Origin of the sequence: Dictyoglomus sp. NZ13-RE01, assembly GCA_002878375.1 — a bacterium.
Taxonomy (GTDB): domain Bacteria; phylum Dictyoglomota; class Dictyoglomia; order Dictyoglomales; family Dictyoglomaceae; genus NZ13-RE01.
In genome coordinates this window covers 250,988-267,102 of the sequence record NIRF01000001.1, presented here as the reverse complement: position 1 = coordinate 267,102, position 16,115 = coordinate 250,988, and the positions used below count along the sequence as shown (strand labels likewise).

The 16,115-nt window shown below is 33.5% G+C and carries 12 protein-coding genes; 6 read left to right on the top strand and 6 right to left on the bottom strand.

The window, feature by feature from the left end:
* Positions 1-14: 14 nt before the first annotated feature.
* The 5 genes from CBR30_01355 (at position 15) to gap (ending at position 8,416) form a co-directional block, all read left to right on the top strand.
* A complete protein-coding gene (locus CBR30_01355) occupies positions 15-737 on the top strand; it encodes a multidrug ABC transporter ATP-binding protein (protein PMQ02328.1) in 723 nt (240 codons plus the stop codon).
* Positions 734-2,026: an ABC transporter gene (locus CBR30_01350; GenBank protein ID PMQ02327.1), complete on the top strand. Its 1,293-nt coding sequence runs from the start codon at positions 734-736 to the stop codon at positions 2,024-2,026. The genes CBR30_01355 and CBR30_01350 overlap by 4 nt, the downstream gene beginning before the upstream one ends.
* A gap of 5 nt (positions 2,027-2,031) precedes the next feature.
* Positions 2,032-4,812 carry a hypothetical protein gene (locus CBR30_01345; GenBank protein ID PMQ02326.1) on the top strand — a complete coding sequence of 927 codons (2,781 nt, stop codon included), beginning with the start codon at positions 2,032-2,034 and terminating at the stop codon, positions 4,810-4,812.
* A 76-nt stretch (positions 4,813-4,888) separates the two neighbouring features.
* The gene (locus tag CBR30_01340) at positions 4,889-7,315 is read left to right on the top strand and encodes a leucine--tRNA ligase (GenBank protein ID PMQ02325.1); all 2,427 of its coding nucleotides are present in this window, start codon (positions 4,889-4,891) and stop codon (positions 7,313-7,315) included.
* An 87-nt stretch (positions 7,316-7,402) separates the two neighbouring features.
* Positions 7,403-8,416, top strand: a complete 1,014-nt coding sequence (gene gap, locus CBR30_01335; protein ID PMQ02324.1) for a type I glyceraldehyde-3-phosphate dehydrogenase — start codon at positions 7,403-7,405, stop codon at positions 8,414-8,416.
* A gap of 28 nt (positions 8,417-8,444) precedes the next feature.
* Here the strand turns inward: gap and CBR30_01330 are convergent, their stop codons facing one another.
* Genes CBR30_01330 through CBR30_01320 form a run of 3 tightly spaced genes read right to left on the bottom strand, consistent with a single transcriptional unit; the run spans position 8,445 to position 12,311 of the window.
* A complete protein-coding gene (locus CBR30_01330; protein PMQ02323.1) occupies positions 8,445-9,548 on the bottom strand; it encodes a hypothetical protein in 1,104 nt (367 codons plus the stop codon).
* Complete coding sequence (gene lon / locus CBR30_01325; protein PMQ02322.1) at positions 9,508-11,892, bottom strand: endopeptidase La; 2,385 nt, start codon at positions 11,890-11,892, stop codon at positions 9,508-9,510. The genes CBR30_01330 and lon overlap by 41 nt, the downstream gene beginning before the upstream one ends.
* 17 nt (positions 11,893-11,909) lie before the next feature.
* The gene (locus CBR30_01320; protein PMQ02321.1) at positions 11,910-12,311 is read right to left on the bottom strand and encodes a heat-shock protein; all 402 of its coding nucleotides are present in this window, start codon (positions 12,309-12,311) and stop codon (positions 11,910-11,912) included.
* Positions 12,312-12,491: 180 nt separating this feature from the next.
* On the opposite strand from CBR30_01320, the gene CBR30_01315 reads away from it, so the two are divergent.
* Positions 12,492-13,739 (top strand): hypothetical protein, encoded by a 1,248-nt coding sequence (locus CBR30_01315; protein ID PMQ02320.1) that lies wholly within the window; start codon positions 12,492-12,494, stop codon positions 13,737-13,739.
* A 52-nt stretch (positions 13,740-13,791) separates the two neighbouring features.
* On the opposite strand, the gene CBR30_01310 is transcribed toward CBR30_01315, so the two are convergent.
* The 3 genes from CBR30_01310 to CBR30_01300 form a co-directional block, all read right to left on the bottom strand.
* Complete coding sequence (locus CBR30_01310) at positions 13,792-14,106, bottom strand: transcriptional regulator (GenBank protein ID PMQ02319.1); 315 nt, start codon at positions 14,104-14,106, stop codon at positions 13,792-13,794.
* A gap of 68 nt (positions 14,107-14,174) precedes the next feature.
* Positions 14,175-15,299, bottom strand: a complete 1,125-nt coding sequence (locus CBR30_01305; protein PMQ02318.1) for an N-acetyltransferase — start codon at positions 15,297-15,299, stop codon at positions 14,175-14,177.
* Positions 15,300-15,340: 41 nt separating this feature from the next.
* Positions 15,341-16,075, bottom strand: a complete 735-nt coding sequence (locus CBR30_01300; protein ID PMQ02317.1) for a 16S rRNA (guanine(527)-N(7))-methyltransferase RsmG — start codon at positions 16,073-16,075, stop codon at positions 15,341-15,343.
* Positions 16,076-16,115 lie beyond the last annotated feature (40 nt).

The following is a 16,115-nucleotide window of genomic DNA, read 5'->3' as shown; positions in this document are numbered from 1 at the left end:
AGGGGGAGTTTTTTGTGGATGAAATATTGATTGTTGAAAACCTTAAGAAAACTTATGGAAAGTTTGAGGCTTTGAAGGGGATCAGTTTTGAAGTAAAAAGAGGTGAAATCTTTGCGCTTATTGGTCCCAATGGTGCAGGAAAAACAACAACCCTAAGAATTATTGCAACTCTTTTAACCCCTTCTGATGGAAGAGTTGAATTTATGGGTTATGATTTAAAGAAAAATCCTGAGAAGATAAGAGAAGGAATAAGTTATTTACCTGAAGAAGCCGGAGCATACAAAAATATGACTGGAATTGAATATTTACGGTTTATGGCAAATTTTTATGCTCAAGATAGTAGAGAGGTAGAAGAGTTTGTTGAGAGAGCAAAGAAAATTGCAAGTTTGGGGGATAGGTTAAAGGATAAAGTTGGGACCTATAGTAAAGGAATGGTGAGAAAATTATTACTTGCAAGAGCATTAATGATAAAGCCAAAGCTTGCAATTTTAGATGAGCCGACCTCAGGATTGGATGTTATTAATTCTCTTGAGATAAGAGAGATTATTAGAAAGTTTGTTGAAGAAGGAGTATCTGTACTTCTATCTTCTCATAACATGTTAGAGATAGAGTTTCTTTCTGACAGGGTTGCAATTATTGATAAAGGAAAAATTTTAGATGTGGGTACCCCTCAGGAATTAAAAGAGAAATATAATTCAAGAAATTTAGAGGAAGTATTTAGGAGGATAGTAGCATGAGAAAGTTTTTAAATCTCATAAGAAAAGAGATAAGGGAGTTAATTACACCTCAATTAATTTTCTCTCTGCTTTTTACTATTGCTCTCTTTTATTTTATGGGCTCATTAGTAAAAACGGAGACAAAGAAGGCAATAAGTTTTAGAGATATATATGTTCTTGATTTGGATAAATCAAAGCTTTCTGAAGATATCTTAAACAATCTATCCTTTGCCAATTTCAAGATTCATTTATTAAAGGAAAAGGATAGAGAATCTGCTATAAGTTATGCAAAAGAAAATAAAATTGATTTCCTATTAATAATACCTGAAGGATTTGCCTCAGGTATATCAAAATTTCAGTTAAAAGAGATTGAGACTTATTCTTTTATACGTAGCCTTTCTCTTAGTTCTTCTGTTAGCTCTTCTATTGTAAATGAAGTAATTTCAGCAATTAATAGATATTTATCCGACAATTTCATAAAAGAAAAGTTTCCCGATATTGACCCAGATAATCTGAAGAATCCTATAAAGACTAAAGAATTTGTAATAGTAAAAGATAAAGTAGCAGAAGGTTCAGCAGGGGCTGTAAGTAGTTTTGTTTATTCTCAGTCAGTATTTATACCAATTATTCTTATGATGGTTATAATGTATTCTTCTCAAATGGTACTTTCCGCCATTGCCATGGAGAAACAGGACAAAACCTTAGAAACCCTTCTTACTGTTCCTATAAGTAGAAGTCAGATTGTTGTAGCAAAAATGATTGGAGCAGGACTTGTAGGATTAATATCCGCTGGAATTTATATGTTTGGATTTAGATTCTATATGGGTGGTTTTATGGGAGATATTAGTGTAAGTGATCAAATAAAGGGGGTGGCACAAAAGTTAGGGCTACAATTCACCACCGAAGGTTATGTTTTATTGGGCATTTCATTGTTTTTAGCTATATTATGTGCATTAGCTCTTTCTACTATTTTAGGAGTACTGGCGGAGGACCTTAAGAGTGCTCAGAGTGCCAGTTTACCATTGACATTCCTCGTTATCATTCCTTATTTTCTTTCTTTGTTCTCGGATATAAACTCTTTATCTCTTCCTCTAAAGATATTAGTTTGGATAATTCCTTTTAGTCATCCTTTTATTGCATCTCAAAATGTACTTCTTGGTAATTACTCCATTGTATATTATGGGATCATTTATATGCTTGTTGTTTTTGCTATTTTGATACTAATTGCAAGTAAGATCTTCTCTACAGATAGAATTTTAACCATGAAACTTAGATTTAAGGGTAAAAAATCTACTGTAGGAGGAGTATAGAAGATATGAAAAAATTAGTTTATATAATCTTTTTCATCTTTCTTATTGTACCTGCTTATGCCCAGGTTTCCAATTATAGGATATTTGCTCAGCTTAATCCTCAAAGTTATTTAATTAGTGGATATGTAGAGGTAGATTATTACAATAATACTTCGCAAGAGTTAAAGGAGATATATTTCTATCTTCCTGCGAATCTTTTAAAAGAGAAAAATCCACACATTAACCCTGTATTACAGGACCCTAATTATGTTGGAGGTTTTGACCCAGGCTATACGGAGGTAAAAAATGTTTTTGATAAAGATGGAATTCCTCTAAATTATAGCTATGAGAAAGGTAAAATTTTATTCTCCAATTACTCATTGGAAGACAACTATCTTAAAGTAATACTTCCATACCCACTTTTACCTGGAAAATCTTTTACTCTAAAGATCCTCTTTTCCACAAAATTCCCAAGAGCATATTTTGGGGATAATTCCTTTGCAAAAGATTCCTTTGTTTGGAGATTTGGTTGGTTTCCACAAGAACTTTACTTTAGCGATGGGGAATGGGATAAAGGAGGAAGACTTGTTTCCTGCAACTTTAGCGTGGAACTTTTGGTTCCTAAGAATTATAAGGTTGCTTTAGGTGTTGATGAACAAAAAGAGGAGATTACGGATGATTCATGGAAAAAAGTAGTAGGTATAAATTATGGTCCGAGAAGATCTTTGCCTATTGCAATAAGTCCTAATTATCAAGTTTATAAGTTTCCATCTCAAAGAGATCCTGAAATATTAGTATATTTCTATCCAGGAAGGGAGTATAAGGCAAGAATTCTGGCAACCTATGCCCGGGAGATAATGGATAAATATATTTCTCTATATGGTCCATCAGGTCATAAAAGAGTTGTAATTGTAGAAGGTCAGATTGAAGGATATTGGGGGATGACAGCGGATGGATTAATTATTCTTGGAAATAGCATTTTTTACTCATCAGACTTATTTACACCCTTTTTATTAGAAAGAATAAATGAATGGTTATTAGCTCATGAGATCGCCCATCTATGGTGGGGAATTGGGGTTGGAGCAGATTTTGATGCTGAGAATTGGCTTTCTGAAGCTTTTGCTCAGTATTCCTCTATATATTATTTTGAGGAGAAATATGGATCAAAGGGTGGAAACCTTATTCCTGATTTAGGGGATGATTACTTTTTGGAGTATTTAAAGGATAATGTTTTAGGGGAGTGGAACTTAAGGGAAAGTCAAGTAGAACTTCCCTATTTACTATCTGTTAAGGATAAATGGGATGAACCTATAGTAAAAGATTACTGGAATAGTATCTATAATGGTTACGAAACAAAAGTTTATGGAAAGGCATATCTTTTACTAAGGGCATTAGCTTTTGAAATAGGCGAGGAAAAATTTAATAATGTGCTAAAATTATTCTTTGAACGTTATAAAGGGAAATTAGCAACTACAAAAGATTTTGAAAGTATCTTGGAGGAGGTTACTCATAAAGACTTCTCAGGATTTTTCAATACCTGGTTTTATTCTACAGCTACCATTGATTGGCAGGTATTAGATTTTTCAAGTTATCCCACATTAGATGGCTGGAATACAAAGATTCATATAAGAAGGGAAGGGGAGGGGATACTTCCTGTAGAGATTTTACTTGTTTTGGAGAATGGAGAAGAAGTAAAGGATATCTACTATGGAAATGAAAAGGATGTGAATTTGAATTATCAAACAAAATCAAAGGTTGTAAGGGTTTTATTAGATCCTGATTCAAAAATCCCCGATATTAATAGACTAAATAATTCAATGCCCAGAAAAATTATTTATACATCAAAAAGAGTAATACCATTAGATGCATATGTCATATACTATGATTTAATTCCATCATTTTTCATTGATCTTACAACAGGGCAGATATCATACCTTTCCTATCATATAGAAGGGTACGATCCTATTGATCATAAGTGGAGTCTTGAGAGCTTTTATTTGCAGGATAAAGAAGAAACATATCAAGGAACTTTCTTCCAATTTGTTAGATATCTACCAAGAAATGATAATTTTTCATTCTCACTACTCTGGATATATCCAAACTATTTTGCAGGAGAAGCCTCATTAACAAAAAACTTCTGGCAGAAGTTTGATCTTGGCGTTAGTGGAAACTTGTGGCAACCTGCTTATCAACTAAGACTAACCTTAGGATATATCAATTATGGCTATTTTGATGTTAATATTTCTAAGCTTAACGACTATTATTCTTTAGCAATGCAAAATGATTTTCATATAAGAACTTCTATCCCTTTCCAGCAAGAAAACTTTATTAAGGTTGAGTGGTCCTTAAATAAGTTCTTCTTAGTCTTTCCTCATAGCTATTTAAGTGTGAGTAATAAATTAGGATATACATCGGTAAATTCTCCGGAAGATGAAATTTTTGATCTAAGTGATTGGATGTCTTTAAAAGATAAGTACACTGGCAATTTTAAGTGGACTTTGAAAACAACTTGGAGTTTACCAATTATTAGAGAACAAGAGATGAAAATTCTTAACCTATTCATTTTTAGGTCTTTGAATTTTAAAGTGTTTTCTGAGTTGGGAGGAGTTTGGAATACACAGGATAAGATAGATGAAAAGGGATTGAAATTAGGTTTAGGTTTTGAGCTTAGTTACAATTTCACAACTTTTCTTGATTTACCTATTTCCTTGAATATAGGATATGCCTTTCCAGTATATCAAGGGCTGAAAAATCCAAATGAAAATGGCAATTACTATCTAACGATTGGGGTTGGAGAAGGCTTTTAATACTTTACCTTTCTTCTCTACTTTTATATAATACACAATATATTACAAAATTTGTAAAGAGAAGAGAGGGAGAGATATGAAAAAATATAATCCTCAGGAGATAGAACCAAAGTGGCAGAAGAAATGGCAAAGTGATAGATTATATTATGTAACTGAGGTTAAGGACAAGCCAAAATATTATACCTTAGTTATGTTTCCTTATCCATCTGGCGATCTTCATATGGGACATATGAGAAATTATACCATTGGAGATGTGATAGCAAGATACTATACTATGAGAGGTTATAACGTTTTAAATCCTATGGGATGGGATGCCTTTGGACAACCTGCAGAAAATGCAGCTATTAAACATGGTGTCCATCCAAAAGATTGGACCTATAGAAATATTGCAAGGATGAAAGAACAACTCTTTAAGATGGGAGTTGTCTATGACTGGGATAGGGAAGTCACAGCCTGTTCTCCTGATTACTATAAATGGACCCAATGGATATTTTTAAAGCTTTATGAGAGAGGACTTGCTTATAGGAAGAAGGCTCCTGCTAATTGGTGTCCTACATGTAAAACAGTGCTTGCAAATGAAGAAGTTATTGATGGTAAATGTTGGAGATGTAAATCAGAGGTTGAAAAGAGAGAATTTGAACAATGGTTCTTTAAGATCACAGAATATGCAGAAGATTTACTAAAGGATCTTGATACCTTAGAGTATTGGCCAGAAAAAGTTAAGTTGATGCAGAAAAACTGGATAGGTAGATCCGAGGGTCTTGAATTTTATTTTAAAGTTAAAGATTCTAATGAGAAGATTTTTGTCTTTACTACAAGACCTGATACTATTTTTGGTATTACTTTTGTGGTTTTGGCTCCAGAACATCCTTTAGTGGAAAAGTTAACTAAGCCAGAGTATTTGGATAAAGTAAGGGAGTATGTTACAAGAGCAAAAAATAAAAGCGAACTTGAAAGAACCTTAGAGAAAAAGAAAACAGGAGTATTCACAGGAAGTTATGCCATTCATCCTCTTACAGAAGAATTAGTTCCAATATATGTGGCGGATTATGTACTTGGTGGTTATGGGACAGGAGCAATAATGGCAGTTCCTGCCCATGACTCAAGAGATTTTGAATTTGCAAAAGAGTTTAATCTTCCTATAAAAACGGTTATTGCTTTAGAAAATGGTGAAGAACCTGAGCTTCCCTATGAAGGGGAAGGTATTATGATAAATTCTGGTGAATATAATGGTTTAAATAGCAAAGAATTTTGGAATTTAATTATAGAAAAGTTTGAAAAACTTGGTTTAGGCAAAAGAAAAGTACAGTATAGATTAAGAGATTGGTTGATCTCAAGACAGAGATATTGGGGGGCTCCAATACCTATCATCTACTGCCCAAATTGTGGCATAGTCCCAGTACCATATGAGGATCTTCCTGTTTTACTTCCTGATTTAAATGATTTTCAGCCGACAGGTACAGGAGAAAGTCCATTAGCTAAAGTGCCAGAATTTGTTAATACAAAATGTCCAAAGTGTGGAGGACCTGCAAGAAGAGAAACAGATACTCTTGCCACCTTTGTAGATTCTTCTTGGTATTATTTCCGATATACAGATCCTCATAATGATAAAGAACCCTTCTCAAGAGAGAAAGCGGAGTATTGGCTTCCTGTTGATCAATATACAGGTGGAATTGAGCATGCAATACTACATTTACTCTATTCAAGATTTATAACAAAAGTGCTCTATGATGCAGGATATAGTCCTGTGAGGGAGCCTTTCAAAAGATTGTTCACACAAGGAATGGTATACAAGGATGGACAGATCATGTCAAAATCCTTAGGGAATATTGTATCTGTTGATTATATGGTTGAAAATTATGGGGCTGATACTGCAAGATTATTTATTCTTTTTGTAGCACCTCCTGAAGTCGATATGGAGTGGAGTGATGAGGGGGTAGAAGGAGCAAATAGGTTTTTGAATAGACTTTGGAGGTTAGCTTTAGAAGAGGAGGAACCAAAAGAGCAAGACTCTGAGGAAGATAAAAAAATATTGAGAATGCTTCATAAGACTATTAAGAAGGTAACAGAAGATATTGAAAATTTCAAATTCAATACAGCCATAGCAATGATTATGGAATTTACTAATGCATTAACAGAATATAAAAGAAAGTATGGAAGAACAAAAATTTTTAATGAAGGTATAAAGAATGTATTGCTTTTACTCTCTCCTTTTGTCCCTCATATAACTGAAGAATTATGGCAAGAATTAGGTTATCAATATTCAATACACATGCAATCATGGCCGAATTATGATCCAGAATTAATTAAAGAGGATGTTGTAACTTTAGTAATACAGATAAATGGAAAAGTAAGAGATAGAATTGAAGTGCCTGCTGATATAGACGAGGATACTGCTGTAAGGTTAGCGATGCAGAGGGAGAATGTTAAAAAATATCTAAGTGATAAAAATCCAAAAAAGATAGTCTTTGTGCCAGGTAAATTATTAAGTTTTTATGTATAATTTTAAAACTTTTTTAATAAAAGTAGAATATATTTGTGATATAATCAAGTTTGTAAAATAATTAAATAAGTCCATAGGAGGTGTATTATGGCGGTAAAAGTAGGTATAAATGGCTTTGGTAGAATTGGTAGACAAGTTTTGAAGGCTTTATTAGATTTTTATGCTGATAAAATTGAAGTAGTGGCTGTTAATGATATTACTGACACCAAAACTCTTGCTCATTTATTTAAATATGATTCCAACTATGGAGCCTTTAAAGGTGATGTAAAATACACTGATAAATCAATTGTTATAGATGGAAAGGAAATTAAAGTATTTGCAGAAAAAGACCCAGCTAATTTACCTTGGAAGGATCTTGGAGTACAAGTAGTTATAGAATCTACTGGATTATTTACTGATGCAGAGAAAGCAAAGGTACATATTACTTCCGGAGGAGCAAAGAAAGTAATTATCTCTGCACCAGCTAAAGGTGAAGATATTACTATCGTACTTGGAGTTAACGAGGAAAAGTATGATCCAGAAAAACATCATATAATTTCTAATGCCTCTTGTACAACCAACAGTTTGGCTCCAGTCGCAAAAGTATTGTTAGATAATTTTGGTATTGAAAAGGGCTTGATGACTACTGTACACTCCTACACAAACGACCAAAGAGTCTTAGATTTACCCCACAAAGATCTAAGAAGAGCAAGAGCTGCAGCACTAAATATTATTCCTACTTCTACTGGTGCTGCAAAGGCTATTGGTAAAGTTATACCAGAACTCGATGGTAAAATGCATGGAGTTGCATTAAGGGTTCCAACTCCAACAGTATCAGTAACAGATTTAGTTTGTGTACTCCAAAAGAATGTTACAGTAGAAGAAGTAAACTCTGCATTTAAGAAGGCTGCTGAGGGAAGAATGAAGGGAATCTTAGGAGTTACAGAGGAAGAATTAGTATCTTCTGATTTCAAGGGAACAACATATTCTACTGTTGTAGACTTACCATCAACTATCGTAATTGGAGGAAATTTAGTAAAAGTATTTGCTTGGTATGATAACGAGTGGGGCTATTCTTGTAGATTAGCAGATTTAACAAACTTTATTGCAGAAAGACTATAAAAAAAGGGGGCATTTTTGCCCCCTTTTTTTAAAACCTCAATAAAGCACCTATATTTTCAATTTTCTTTCCTAACTCTTGATCCTTTATGAATATTAATCTTGCATCTTTGTTGATAGCCATCTCTATGGTTTCATCTACTATGTCCGCTCTTTTTTCCATAGGAACATTGCAAAATGAACAAATTTCTAAGTATGAGCTTATAAAGGAACATTTAGGGCATTGATAACCAGGTTTCTCAAAATTTTCGCTTACTAATAAAGTATGTACTCTATTTTGATAAACCATATATGCGACTTCGTCTAAACCAAAAGTTGATTCTTTCCCTTTCTTCGTATTAGTATATATTCTTTCTACTAATTCTTCAGTTGTTCTTTTCTCATAATTATCTATAAATTCTTCCGCTTTTTCTAATACCTCTTTTATTGGTGCTTCAAATTCTACAGTAAATTCCCCAACTACCTTTTCTGATAGTGATTTGGGTAATAGATCTTTAAATTCTGCTATAGTAGGAAGAGTTCCTCCAAGAATTATTTTTTTATCGTCAACAATTTTTAAAGTATGTTCAACAACATCTTTAAGATGCCATGTAACATGAGTTTCATGCCATCTCTGCCATGTAGCTGCAGACCATCCTCCCTGTTTGTGTTTTTTTGGAATTTCTGTGCTTACATCTTCTTCCTCGCTTAACTCTCCTAAATAGTATGTAAATATTCGTGCCTTATCTTTTGATACAAGTAATATTAAATATGGGTTTTGGGAGGCAAGAAGCCTTGCAATAGGTTTTGTATATGGATCCTTATCTATAACTAATTTTGACTTTAATTTTGGATACAAAGGATAAACTTCAAACCAATCTTTGCTACTACAGGAGAAAAATACTAAAGTATTTGCATGAGTTGTAATTTCCTGATCAAGAAATTGTGATATTCTTTCCGCATCACCAAGAAGAGACATTTTTATATCTCTATCTTCTGTGTTGTATTTTTCAATCTCCTTCTGAAAATTTTTCCAGATCAACCTATACTCACCTTTCGGATAATCCAAAGGTGAAATATTTAGATAAAGGGAAGTTATGAGGTAGGGGCTAAAGTTAAGATCCCCTAACCTCCTCAGGCTTTCTTTCAGTATCACTCGCCTTCACCTCCAAAAGGGCAAGATTTAAAACCTCGTCCGCATGCTCTACAAAGTAAAACTTCAATTCTTTCCTTACTATTTCTGGAATCTCTTCTAAGTCCTTCTCATTTTCTTTAGGCATAATTACTGCGGAAAGTCCTGCTCTATGTGCTGCTAAAACTTTCTCCCTAATTCCTCCTACAGGAAGAACTTTACCTCTCAATGTGATCTCACCAGTCATTCCAATATCTTTCTTGACAGGTCTTTTAGTAAGAGCAGATGCAAGGGCAGTTGCAATGGTTACTCCTGCGGATGGACCATCCTTAGGTATGGCACCAGATGGCACATGAATATGTATATCTGACTTTTCAAAGATTTCGTAGTTGATATTTAACTCTTTTGCCTTTGATCTAACATAAGAAAGTGCCGCTTTGGCAGACTCCTGCATTACTTCTCCTAATTTACCTGTCAATATTAAATTACCTCTTCCTTCAACTACCAATGCTTCTACAAATAAGATGTCTCCTCCAGCTTCAGTCCATGCTAAACCTGTAGCAACTCCTATTTCGTCTTTTTCTCCCTTCATGCCATATGTATATTTTGGGACACCTAAATATTTAGGAATCTCCTCTTCAGTAATAACTACTTTCTCAGTAATACTCCCCTCTGCATATCCTTTTGCAACCTTTCTACATATTGATGCTATTTCTCTCTCTAAGTTTCTTACCCCTGCTTCTCTTGTATATTCTCTTATAATCTTTCTAATAGCATCTTCCTCAAAACTAAGTTGTTCCTCACTTAGACCATGTTCTTTTAATTGTCTTGGGATAAGGAATCCCTTTGCAATTCCAATCTTTTCTATTTCAGTATATCCTGGAAGCTCCAAGATCTCCATTCTATCTAAAAGAGCTGGAGGAATTGTATAAAGCACATTTGCAGTTGCTATAAACATTACCTTAGAAAGATCAAAGGGAACTCCTAAGTAATTATCTACAAAGCTATTATTCTGTTCGGGATCTAAAACTTCTAATAATGCTGCTGCAGGATCTCCTCTAAAGTCTGTACCAATTTTGTCAATTTCATCAAGCATAAATACAGGATTGTTTGACTCCGCCTTTCTCATTCCTTGTATTATTCTACCTGGTAATGCTCCAACGTATGTTCTTCTATGACCTCTTATCTCTGCCTCATCTCTTATTCCACCTAAGGATATCCTTACAAATTTTCTTCCTAAGGCTCTTGCTATAGATTTACCTAAGGATGTTTTACCAACTCCTGGGGGTCCTACAAAGCAAAGAATAGGTCCTTTCATATCCTCTTTTAATTTTCTCACCGCTAAGTATTCTAATATTCTTTCCTTTACTTTTTCTAAATCATAATGATCTTCATCCAATACTTCTTTCGCCTTTTGTATATCTAAATTATCTACAGTACTCTTACTCCAAGGTAGAGAAATCATCCAATCCAAGTAAGTTCTTGTTACAGTGTATTCGGCAGATCCTGGGGGCATCTGGGCAAGTCTTTCTAATTCCCTTTCTGCCTCTTTCATTGCTTCTGGAGGTAGTTTTGCCTCTTGTAATTTTTGTCTTAGTTCATTTACCTCCATTTCACGAGGATCAATTTCTCCTAACTCCTTTTGTATAGCTTTCATTTGTTGTCTTAAGAAGTATTCTCTTTGGCTTTTCTCTATCTCGTTCTTAACATCATTTTGAATTTTATTTGCTATTTCTAATATTTCTATTTCTCTATTGAGATAGAAGGTAACTTTTTGAAGTCTCTCCTTAATATCTATGGTTTCTAAAATTTCTTGCTTTTCATTTACATTAATGTTTAGATTAAAGGCAATGAAGTCTGCTAATCTTCCTGGATCCTGAATGTTCATTGCATTAATTAAAAGCTCTTCTGGGAATTGAGGTATTAGGGATGCCATTCTTTGGAAGAGGGAGATAATATTTCTCATTGCTCCCTCTATTTCTATAGTTTTTTCGTAGGTTTCTTTTATAAGAGAGACTTTAGCTTTGAAGTATGGCTCACTCTGTATAAACTCTTCTATTTTTATTCTTTGTAAACCTTGGACAAATAGTCTTATAGTATTGTCTGGAAATCTTAACATTCTTACTATTATTCCAGCTGTTCCTATTCTATGTATATCATCGTAAGTGGGCTCTTCCACAGGAGTTTTCTGCATGCAAAGTCCTATAATTTTATTCCCTGCTGCAGCATCCTCAATAAGCTTTAGGCTTTTCTCCCTTCCAACAACTAACGGAATTAACATTTGGGGGTAGACAACAGTTTCCCTTAGAGGCAAAATAGGCAATATCTCTGGAATTTCGGGTAGATTTTTTAATTCTTGTTCGTCCATTAACTTTCCTCCTTTCTTTACTTTTTGGGAAGAATGATCTCTAAGAAACCTTCTTTGTAAATTGCTTCTGCATTTTCTCCATCCACTGGACATGGTAGTTCTATAACTCTCTCAAAAGGTCCAAAATTTATCTCCATTTGATAATATATTTCTGGGTCTGAATATACTTTTGCAGGTCTTGTTCCCTTTATAATCAACTTATTTTGTTGAAAGGTCAGATCAATGTTATCTTTGCTTACACCTGCAATATCTACTAAGACTACTATTTTATCCTCTGTTTCATACACATCTACTGCTGGTATCCAGGCACCCCATTGAAAAGGTACCCTACTACCTTGCCTATAAAAACAATCAACCAATCTGTATATTTGACTGCGGAAATAGTCACTTTCTTTTAAAAAGATTTCATCTTTCTTCATTTTTGCCTCCATTACTAAACTTAATTTCCTTTTAAACTAATTATACCATTTAAAGCTATCATGTGTCTAAAATCACAAAGAAAGTGTGATATACATCACAGACAATGAAGTTGAAAATTTGTATTATCAAATTGAAAATGATAAACTTAAATAAGAATAATTTTGAAGGGAGGATAAAATATGAGAACCAAAATTATATCTCTTCTAATCTTAGCGTTCCTTTTAATTCCTATCTATACCTGGGCAGTAACATTTGAGGATCCTATAACTTCTCTTGCAAAGGATCCAAGAGCCCTTGGTATGGCAGGAGCAATGACCGCTCTTGGTGATTCTCCAACCTCTGCCATATTTAATCCTGCTTTAATGGGTGAATATAATAGCTTTACTCTAAAGGCTGGACTTGGATCTGCTCCAGTTGATGAAACTACCCTTGAAAGTCTTAACAAGTTTGTAGAATATCTCAAGATGTTTATGAATGACCAAGAGCCACCTGATGACGAGCTATCAGGAAATGTTTTCTTAACAGGATATGCTAATCTTGGAATTGGAAGGGTTGGGTTAACACTCTGGGGAGATGCATCACCAAGTTTTAATTATTATAAGGCTACCTATACTACATATACACTTTTTGAAGCAAATGTTTACTTAGATAGTAATTTTGATGCAAATGGAGCCTTAACAATTGCATTACCTATTATAAACAGTAGAGATTTGAAACTTTCTGTAGGTGCTAACTTTAGAGTTAATATAAATGGATATGCAAAACCTATTAAAATAGATTCAAAATTAACTCCAGCTGGTTTAGCATTAGAAACTTACAGTGAAAATACAGGATTTGAAAATTACCTAAAAGTAGAAGATTATGAAGAACTCTATAAATACTGGGTATTAGATTTAGGTGGGTATTTAAAACTTTCTGATAACTTTGCTCTTGGAATTTCTGCTCAAAATGTTTATGGTCAAGGTATTGAGGGAGATATACACCATCATATTAAATATTACCATTGGGAGATAGATACACAGAGTGGAGAACCAATATTAGTTTATGATAGCACCTATACAGATGGACCATACTATATATCTTCAGACCAAATAAATATTCCTCCTCTCACATTAAAAGCAGGTGCATTATTAAAGGTTCCTACTTTGAATACAAGGGTTGCCTTTGATGTAGATTTAAATAACAACTTCCAGCCAGTCCTTTACAGATTGGGAGTAGAACAACCATTACTTGTATTTGTGGTAAGAGGCGGTGCCATATTAGATCCTAACTTTACTCCACTGTACTATACATTAGGCGCAGGAGTAAACTTATTGTTTATAAGAGTTGATGCAGGATTAGGTTACTTAGCCCAGGGATCCATAGTAGAGACTATTCAGAATACTCAACCTTTGGTAGCTTCTATATCTGGTTCAATACAGTTCTAAGGGTAAAGGGCGAGGGGTCGGTTGACCCCCTTCCGACCCCTCGCAACTAAGATTATTTAGTTACAGTTCTATATCTAAGCTTATAAACCAACTTTAATAATTCCATTACATCATCATTAGCAAGAGCATAATAAACATGTTGTCCAACTCTCTTCTTCTTTAATAGACCTAAATTATATAGGTCTTTTAGGTTTTGGGATGTGTTAGCAAAGGATGCATTGACTGCTTTTGCAATTTCTCCAGCACTCTTTTCTCCCTCTGATAGAGTACAAAGTATATGTACTCTTACAGAGCTTGAAAGAGATTTAAAAACATCTGCTAAGCCTTCACACTCTTCGATTGTTAATTTATTCTTCTCCTTCTCCATATCACCCTTACCTCTTTTCTTTTAAAATTTTAATAACTTTATACATTATAAAATAAGATGAGTAATTGTCAAGATTCAATACTTTTTCCATATATGGCATATTTTTTATAAGGAATACCACCTGCTCCTTCAGCTTCTCTACACATCTTTTCATTATTAATATTTATTGTAGACCCCTCCGCAAATTCATATCCAATGTTTCTTGCATGCTTAAGTAACTCAATAAAGAGAGCGGATGGCACACCTTTTGACTGATATTCTGGTACTACAAAAAGTATAAATACTCTTGCTCTTGTTATTTTTCTCTTATACCAAAGATATTTTAACCAACCAATGGGAAATAACCTACCATTTAGTTTTTTCAATACCTGATTATAATCTGGAATGGCTACGGCAACACCTATAGGTTCATCACCTGACCAGGCTAATTGAACAAATTGTGGGGGAATAAAACTCTTTAGGTCTTTTGCAATAGCAAGCATTTCTTCCTCTGTTGGGGGAAGAAGGTAATCGTACTCCAAAGGTATTAAAGATCTTGCAATAACCTTTTGTATTGCTAATGCCTCTTCTCTAACACGAGAGTAGTCTGCAGGTCTTACTATAAAATTATATTTTCTCTTAGCATATTCTATTACCTTTAATGCGTTATCTAAAGGTAGAGATTTTAAATTGTATTTAAAAGCTAAGAAAACATGGTCTTTTTTAAATCCATAATTTTCAAAAAGATCAATATAATAAGGAGGGTTATAAGTTGTATAGATGAGGGGTGGATCTTGAAAATTTTCAATTAACATTCCTCTGTAATCATCACCGTTTGTTGGAGATACAAAGGCTGAAACATAGGTAATGCCTTTTGATTTCAACCATTTTATTGCGGTATCAATAAGAGAAAAGGCTACTTCTCTATCATTTATACTCTCAAATAAAGTGATATATCCTTCACTTTTATTTTGAATTTTATTTGTCTTTTCATCTATACCTACAGCAAGTCTTCCTACAACCTTGTTCCCTTTATAAGCTAAGAAAAATGTGTGTGGACCACTTTGAAAAAGAAGGCTTCCCTCTCCATTAATTATTTTCTTCATATCACTAATTAAAGGAGGTACCCATAAAGGATCGTTTTTATATAATTCAAAAGGAAACATTATAAAGTCTTTCTTCTCTTTTTTTGATACAACCTCTACAATTTCCATTTTTTCCTCTCTCCCTTTCTTAAAAATTTTTTAAGATTATATCATAATTTGCTTGGATCTAATGGTCTTTTTTCGGGAATTCCCGGCTTTCTTGGGTATTTTTCAGGAGTAGATCTTATTTTTCTAAACTTAATTACAGCTCTATTATTGTCATCAAAGGAAAAGTAATATTCTTTTTCCCATTTAGCTCCTAACATCTCAGATATTTTTGAAACTTCTTTCCAATGATCAATACTTTTAGGAGTTGTTTGAGCTAAATAGATCTTATTAATTTTTACAAAAGGAACAGCATATTCTAAAACAATCTCTGGTTTTGCCACGCCTCTTGCTAATACCAGGTCAAAATTTTCTCTGAAACCTCTCATTCTTCCCAAATTTTCCGCTCTATCCCATAAAATTTCTACATCTTTTAAATTAAGTTCCTTTATTAGCTCTTTAAGGAATTCAACTTTTTTCTTTTGGGCTTCAAGAAGTGTTAATTTCCAATTTTGATTTATTATTTTTAATGGGACTCCTGGAAAACCTGCTCCAGTTCCTATATCAATAACTTTTTCGAGCTCCTCATTTTCAATGGTTAATTTTAGTATTAAAGAATCTACAAAGTGTTTTAATATTATTTCCTGTTCATCTTCTATAGCAGTTAAATTGAATTTTTTATTCCAAAAAACGAGTATTTCGTAATATGTATAAAACAAATCAATCTCAGACTGGGTAAGATTTATATTAAAATTAAATAGTTTATCTTTTAAGCTTTTTTCAAACTTATATCTTTCCATGTTTTTCAGTCTAAAAAATATGATTGGTTCTGTCAATAAT

Bases quoted from the DNA above. Each gene is read 5' to 3' on its own strand.
- CBR30_01350 (PMQ02327.1), top strand. From the start codon at position 734: ATGAGAAAGTTTTTAAATCTCATAAGAAAAGAGATAAGGGAGTTAATT.
- CBR30_01345 (PMQ02326.1), top strand. From the start codon at position 2,032: ATGAAAAAATTAGTTTATATAATCTTTTTCATCTTTCTTATTGTACCT.
- CBR30_01340 (PMQ02325.1), top strand. From the start codon at position 4,889: ATGAAAAAATATAATCCTCAGGAGATAGAACCAAAGTGGCAGAAGAAA.
- gap (PMQ02324.1), top strand. From the start codon at position 7,403: ATGGCGGTAAAAGTAGGTATAAATGGCTTTGGTAGAATTGGTAGACAA.
- lon (PMQ02322.1), bottom strand. From the start codon at position 11,892: ATGGACGAACAAGAATTAAAAAATCTACCCGAAATTCCAGAGATATTG.
- CBR30_01320 (PMQ02321.1), bottom strand. From the start codon at position 12,311: ATGAAGAAAGATGAAATCTTTTTAAAAGAAAGTGACTATTTCCGCAGT.
- CBR30_01315 (PMQ02320.1), top strand. From the start codon at position 12,492: ATGAGAACCAAAATTATATCTCTTCTAATCTTAGCGTTCCTTTTAATT.
- CBR30_01310 (PMQ02319.1), bottom strand. From the start codon at position 14,106: ATGGAGAAGGAGAAGAATAAATTAACAATCGAAGAGTGTGAAGGCTTA.
- CBR30_01305 (PMQ02318.1), bottom strand. From the start codon at position 15,299: ATGGAAATTGTAGAGGTTGTATCAAAAAAAGAGAAGAAAGACTTTATA.
- CBR30_01300 (PMQ02317.1), bottom strand. From the start codon at position 16,075: ATGGAAAGATATAAGTTTGAAAAAAGCTTAAAAGATAAACTATTTAAT.